Origin of the sequence: Intrasporangium sp., from assembly GCF_032907665.1 — a bacterium.
GTDB lineage: Bacteria > Actinomycetota > Actinomycetes > Actinomycetales > Dermatophilaceae > Intrasporangium.
Genome location: NZ_JAJJPG010000095.1, coordinates 1 through 5,643, shown reverse-complemented (window position 1 = coordinate 5,643; position 5,643 = coordinate 1). Strand labels below are relative to the sequence as shown.

Below are 5,643 nucleotides of genomic sequence, written 5' to 3'. Positions count from 1 at the left end.
GAGCAGCTCGCCCTCGGCCCGCGGACGGTCGTCGTCGCCGGCGACGACGCCGGGCCCGCGGCCCGCCTCCTCGCCGAGGCAGGGAACTGGCCGCTGCTCGCGGAGCCGACCTCTGGCGCCCGGGTCGGTCGGCAGGCCATCCGGACCCACCGCCTCCTGCTCGGCACGGGTCTGCGCACCGAGATCGAGCGCGTCGTCGTCGTCGGCCACCCGACCCTCTCCCGGCCCGTCACCGGGCTCATCAGCGACCCCGCGATCGAGGTCCTCGCGGTGCGCGACCGCACGGGCACTGCGACCGACCCCGGCCGGGTGGCCCGCGTCCTCGACCAGGTGCCGACAGTCGGCCCGGCTCCCACGCCGTCGGGTGCGCACGACGTGCCCGGGTGGTTCGACCGCTGGCGTGCCGCGGACGACGCACTGGGCTCTGCGATCGACGCCCACCTCGCCCGCCGGCCCGGCTCGCCCCTGGCCATCGCCTCGGTCGTCGCCGACGCGGTGACCGCGCACACGACCCTCGTCGTCGGCTCGTCCAACGTCGTCCGGGACCTCGACGTCATGGCCAGGCCATGGCCCCCGCACGAGCACCGCTTCGTCGTCGGCAACCGCGGCCTCGCCGGGATCGACGGGACCGTGTCGACCGCGGTCGGGATCGCCCTGGGTCGCGCCAACGCCTCCCGCACCATCGCCTACCTCGGCGACCTCACCCTCCTCCACGACACCAACGGCCTGCTCATCGGTCCGGACGAGCCCCGCCCGGACCTCACCCTCGTCGTGCTCAACGATGACGGCGGCGCGATCTTCGCCGGCCTCGAGCAGGGTGCGCCGCCCTATGAGCCGGCCTTCGAGCGGGTCTTCGGCACGGCCCACCACACCGACCTCGCCGCCCTCTGTCGGGCGCACGGCATCGCCCACGAGCGGGTCACCGGGCCGGAGCGGCTGGCGGTGGCGCTGCAGAGCCGGCCCAGCGGCATACGGCTGCTCGAGGTGCCCGTCTCACGGACGGAGCGGCGGGCGGAGGCCGAGCACCTGCGCACCCTCGCGGCGTCCCTCTGAGCCAGGTTCAGAGCGGGTCGGGCACCGGCCACTGCGTCGGTGCACCACCACCGAACCTCAGCGCCTCGGAGACGAGCTCGGCGTTGTCTCGGGCCTCCCGGCCGCTCGGCATGACCAGGGTGTCCTCGAGGCCGATCCGCACGTCGTAGCCGGAGCGCTGCGCCCACCGGAGCACCGGCCAGGCCCAAGCCTGCTCTCCGTGGACGAGGACAGGCGCCGGGGACATCCCCAGCGCGGCGAGGACCCGCTCGGCAGCCCAGACCCCGTCGCTGCCCCGGGTGTGCCCGGGAATCACCTCGACGAGGACCCGCTCGACCTGCCACGGCCAGTTCGTCGAGACGAAGGCCGTCGCCGCGTGCGGCGTCCAGATGCCGGCTTCCACACCGATTCCCTTGGTGCGCAATGCTCCAGCCACCCTCACTGCCCCCGGCTCGTGCCAGTTGACACTCGCGCAGTCGGGACCGCCGTCATCGGGCCCGGGCCACGCCGACACGAGGGCGTGCTTCTCGCGCTCATCGGCCGCGATGCCGTCCCGCGTCGTGACGCTGATGCGGACGTCGGGCACGAGCGAGCGGATCGCCGCCATGGTGTCGACCAGGGGTCCCACGGCGAGCGACTCCCGACCCTGCTCGTCACGGGGGTGGACGTGCACCATGAAGGCGCCGGCGTCGACGACCTCACGGGCGGCCCGACCGACTGCCTCCGGCGACACCGGCAGCCTGGGGTGTGCGCGGGGGTGGCGGCCGCCGTTGAGACAGGCCTTGATCATCGTCGCGCCCCGGTGCGGTCCAGCAGCCGGTGGCACCGCGCCAGGCGATCCCGCCACCACGCCTGCCGTTCCGGGGATGCGGCCAGCACGGACAGCGCCTCGGGGTCGGGCGTGATGCGCCTCGGGCGCAGCACCCCGGCTCGGGGCCGCATCGGCTCCGCCGCGACATCGGTGGTGAAGAGGCCCACGGTGCCGAGACCGCAGGCGTGCTCGAGGCTCGGGAGGGCGGCTGCCAAGGCCACGCCGGCGGAGATCCCGACGCTCGTGTCGAGGGCCGACGAGACCACCGCGGGCAGCCCGCAGGCCTCGACGATCTGGAGAGCTGCGGTGACGCCTCCGAGCGGTGCGACCTTGACGACGACGAGGTCGGCCGCTTCCTTCCGCGCGACGAGCAGCGGGTCCTCTGCCTTGCGAATCGACTCGTCGGCAGCGATGGGGACCTCGATCGCGCTGCGCGCCAACACCCTTCGCAGCTCGGCGAGCTCGTCGACGGTGGCGCAGGGCTGCTCGGCGTACTCGATGCCGTATGCCGCTGACCTCCGGAGGGCCTCCGTGGCCGTCTCGACGTCCCAGGCCCCGTTGGCGTCGATGCGGATGCGCGCACGCGCCCCCATCGCGTCGCGGACCGCGGCGATGCGGTCGAGGTCGTCGCGAAGGGTCTGGCCGCGCTCGGCGACCTTGACCTTCGCCGTCATGCACCCCTCGAAGCGGGAGAGGACGCCGGGCACGTCCTCGGGCGGAACCGCGGGCACGGTGGCATTGACCGGGACCACGTCGCGGACGGGAGCCGGCCGAGCGGCATACGCCTCCTCGATCCCGGCGGCCAGCCAGCGAGCGGACTCCGCGTCGTCATACTCGGGGAAGGGCGCGAACTCACCCCACCCGGACGGCCCCTCGAAGACGACGGCCTCTCGAACGTCGACCCCTCTGAACCGCACGCGCATGGGGATCGACACGACGTGCGCCCGCTCGAGCAGCGCGGCGACGGGAGGCAGATGGGTCACCCCCACATCATGACCGAGGGACGACTCCGCGGTGTCACGGCGCGGCCAGGTCCGCGAGCAACGCCATCTCGCGCAGGAGCAGGGCCGCCGAGCGCACGAGCGGGACGGCAGCCATCGCACCCGACCCCTCGCCCAGACGCATGCCGAGGTCGAGCAGCGGCTCGAGCCCGAGTGCGTCGAGCGCGTGGGTCTGGGCCGGCTCGGTGGAGCGGTGCCCCGCGAGGAACCAGGCCTGTGCCCCGGGGGCGAGATCGGCGGCGACGAGCGCCTCGGCACAGGCGATGACCCCGTCGAGCAGCACGGGCACGCCCCGACGCGCGGCCTGGGCAAGGAATCCTGCCCCGACAGCCAGGTCCGCCGATCCGAGGGCGGTGAGGCGCTGGACGGGGTCCTCGATGAGACCGCGGTCGTCACAGGCCCGGGCCAGGGCGCGCGCGAGGACGTCACGCTTGCGGGCGTGGGTCCCGTCGTCGATGCCGGTGCCGCGCCCGACGACGGTCTCCGGGGCGAGGCCCAGGGTGGCCGCGACGATGGCGGAGGACGGAGTGGTGTTGCCGATGCCCATGTCGCCGAGGACGAGCAGCTGTGCCCCGGCGTCGACCTCTGCGTCGGCGATCTCGGCGCCGACGGCGATCGCGCGCTCCGCGAGGTCTCGGCTGATCGCGTCGGTGACGTCGATGGAGCCGGACGATCGAGTCAGCTTGTGGACGGTGACGTCTGCCGGAACGCCGTGGAGGTCGGCAGCGACGCCGATGTCGAGGACCCGCACGGTCGCGCCGTGCTGCCGGGCGAGCACGCTCACGCCCGCGTCACCCCCGACGAAGGCATGGACCATCGCCGCGGTGACGTCGCTCGGGTAGGCGGACACGCCGGAGGCCGTGACCCCGTGGTCCCCCGCGAGGACGACAGCGCGCACGTGCTCGATCGGCTCGGGCGGGCAGACGCCCTGGCAGGCCGCGAGCCAGGCGCCGACCTGCTCCAGCCGGCCGAGCGCCCCGAGCGGCTTGGCCAGACCGTCGAGGCGCTCGAGGGCGAGGGCGTGGACCCGGGCGTCCGGCGGGGTGATGGTGGACGTCTGGGTGGTCATCGGGCCTCCGGTTGCTTGGCGGTGTTGCGTCCTGCGCGCAGCTCATCCTCGCCGACCTTCCCCGTGAGCCACGAACCGGTCGTCCACATCCCTTCCCGGGCGATGCCGGTTCTCCACAGCACCGCACGTGGCGCTGGAGGTCATGACCCGCAGGGCCGAGAGTCGTGCCGTCAGCCGTGGACGCGACGAAGGGAACGGTGCGATGGAGGGTACAGGCTGGGTGGAGGACCCGTGGGTGGGCGAGCGCTACGAGGACGACGACCACCACGATCCGGGACCCGACCGATGGCTCCCCGTCTACCCGCCACCGCGAGAGCGCACGGTCGCCTACGTCGTGCTCGTCGACGGACGGGTCGTCGACACGTGGCACGAGCCGCTGCAGCAGTCCCCGTGGCTGGGCGACCCGCGCGTCGACAAGGTCGAGCGTCTGTGGCGCCGCGAAGCGCTGGTCGAGCAGGAATCGGCACCGTGGCGGGACACGGTCGCGTGGCTCGAGCACCTCGTCGGAGGGCCAGAGGCGCTCGACGGGCTGACCACTGACGCGCTCCCCGACGAGGAGTTCTCACTCCCCACTGTCGCGGTCGGCGATGGCGACGTCGTCGCGCGCTTCCGATCCGCCGTCGAGGCCCTCGACCACCTGGCCGACGCCTGCTTCGGGGCCGAGATGCGCACCGCCTTTCGGAGGGCCTTGGCTGCAGTCGGCCCGGAGCTGCTGGGCGGCCGGCTGCCGGACGACCCACTCCAGGTCGCTGGGGCCGTGTGCTGGGCCGTCGGCCGGGCCAACGGGGCCATGGGTCCCCTCGGGCGGGTCACGCAGAAGGCCGTCTGCGAGCACGTGGGGCTCAAGGTCTTCCCCGCCGCGAAGGGCAGGATCGTCGCCCGGCTCCTCGGCTCGGCACAACCGCCGTGGGTGTCTCGCCCCCGTGCCCTGCCCGACCTCGAGCCGCTCTCGCGCACCGACCTGCTCACGTCCCGGGTGAGACGTGACATCGTCGCGCTCCGAGACGCCGCTCTCGCCGCCGAGGCCAGGGCGGTGGCGAGCGCGCACGAGCGGCCGGGCCCTGTCGACGACAACGCCTTCGTGCGCGAGGACCTCGCAGGTCGATGACGTCGGGTTGGCGTCCGAGGGTGTCCTGCAGGTCGAGGAGGCACCGCTAGGGTCGGGAGGTGACCAGCGAGACGCACGACAACGCGACGGACGGCGTGACGAGCGGAGAGCCCGGCGGCCGCTCCATGCCGGTGTCCGAGATCTTCGACCCGACCGAGTGGGACACCGTCCCGGGGTTCGACTTCACCGACATCACCTACCACCGACGCCGCCATGCCGAGGGCCGACCACGTCCGGAGTCCGGTGTGGTGCGCGTCGCCTTCAACCGGCCCGACGTGCTCAACGCCTTCCGGCCGCACACCGTCGACGAGCTCTACCGGGCACTCGACCATGCCCGGATGACCCCGGACGTCGGCGTCGTCCTCATCACCGGCAACGGCCCGTCCCCCAAGGACGGGAAGTGGGCGTTCTGCTCCGGAGGCGACCAGCGGATCCGCGGCCGCTCCGGCTACCAGTACGCCACGTCTCCGGACGCCGACGCGACGTCAGCCGGGATCGACGAGGCCCGCGTCAAGGCCCAGGGCGGACGCCTCCACATCCTCGAGGTCCAGCGCCTCATCCGCACGATGCCGAAGATCGTCATCGCGGTCGTCAATGGCTGGGCGGCCGGCGGCGGGCACTC

General features: G+C 73.6%; 6 protein-coding genes. 3 read left to right on the top strand and 3 right to left on the bottom strand.

The genetic code is table 11. From position 1 onward, the window contains the following. A partial coding sequence (locus tag LOY02_RS13655; RefSeq protein ID WP_317182910.1) for a thiamine pyrophosphate-dependent enzyme occupies positions 1–1,053 on the top strand: 1,053 nt, incomplete at its 5' end. Between the two features lie 7 nt (positions 1,054–1,060). Here LOY02_RS13655 and LOY02_RS13650 read toward each other — a convergent pair. The 3 genes from LOY02_RS13650 to cobT are packed head-to-tail and all read right to left on the bottom strand — an operon-like array spanning position 1,061 to position 3,913. Then, positions 1,061–1,822, bottom strand: a complete 762-nt coding sequence (locus tag LOY02_RS13650; RefSeq protein WP_317182909.1) for a 3-keto-5-aminohexanoate cleavage protein — start codon at positions 1,820–1,822, stop codon at positions 1,061–1,063. Further along, positions 1,819–2,826: an o-succinylbenzoate synthase gene (locus tag LOY02_RS13645; RefSeq protein WP_317182908.1), complete on the bottom strand. Its 1,008-nt coding sequence runs from the start codon at positions 2,824–2,826 to the stop codon at positions 1,819–1,821. The genes LOY02_RS13650 and LOY02_RS13645 overlap by 4 nt, the downstream gene beginning before the upstream one ends. Before the next feature lie 34 nt (positions 2,827–2,860). After that, positions 2,861–3,913, bottom strand: a complete 1,053-nt coding sequence (gene cobT, locus LOY02_RS13640) for a nicotinate-nucleotide--dimethylbenzimidazole phosphoribosyltransferase (RefSeq protein WP_317182907.1) — start codon at positions 3,911–3,913, stop codon at positions 2,861–2,863. A 202-nt stretch (positions 3,914–4,115) separates the two neighbouring features. On the opposite strand from cobT, the gene LOY02_RS13635 reads away from it, so the two are divergent. Continuing rightward, the gene (locus tag LOY02_RS13635) at positions 4,116–5,021 is read left to right on the top strand and encodes a hypothetical protein (RefSeq protein WP_317182906.1); all 906 of its coding nucleotides are present in this window, start codon (positions 4,116–4,118) and stop codon (positions 5,019–5,021) included. Positions 5,022–5,146: 125 nt separating this feature from the next. After that, positions 5,147–5,643 (top strand): enoyl-CoA hydratase-related protein (locus tag LOY02_RS13630; protein ID WP_317182920.1); only part of this gene is annotated, 497 nt, incomplete at its 3' end.

Coding starts and splice junctions, on each gene's coding strand:
- cobT (WP_317182907.1), bottom strand. CDS start 3,913: ATGACCACCCAGACGTCCACCATCACCCCGCCGGACGCCCGGGTCCAC.
- LOY02_RS13650 (WP_317182909.1), bottom strand. CDS start 1,822: ATGATCAAGGCCTGTCTCAACGGCGGCCGCCACCCCCGCGCACACCCC.
- LOY02_RS13635 (WP_317182906.1), top strand. CDS start 4,116: ATGGAGGGTACAGGCTGGGTGGAGGACCCGTGGGTGGGCGAGCGCTAC.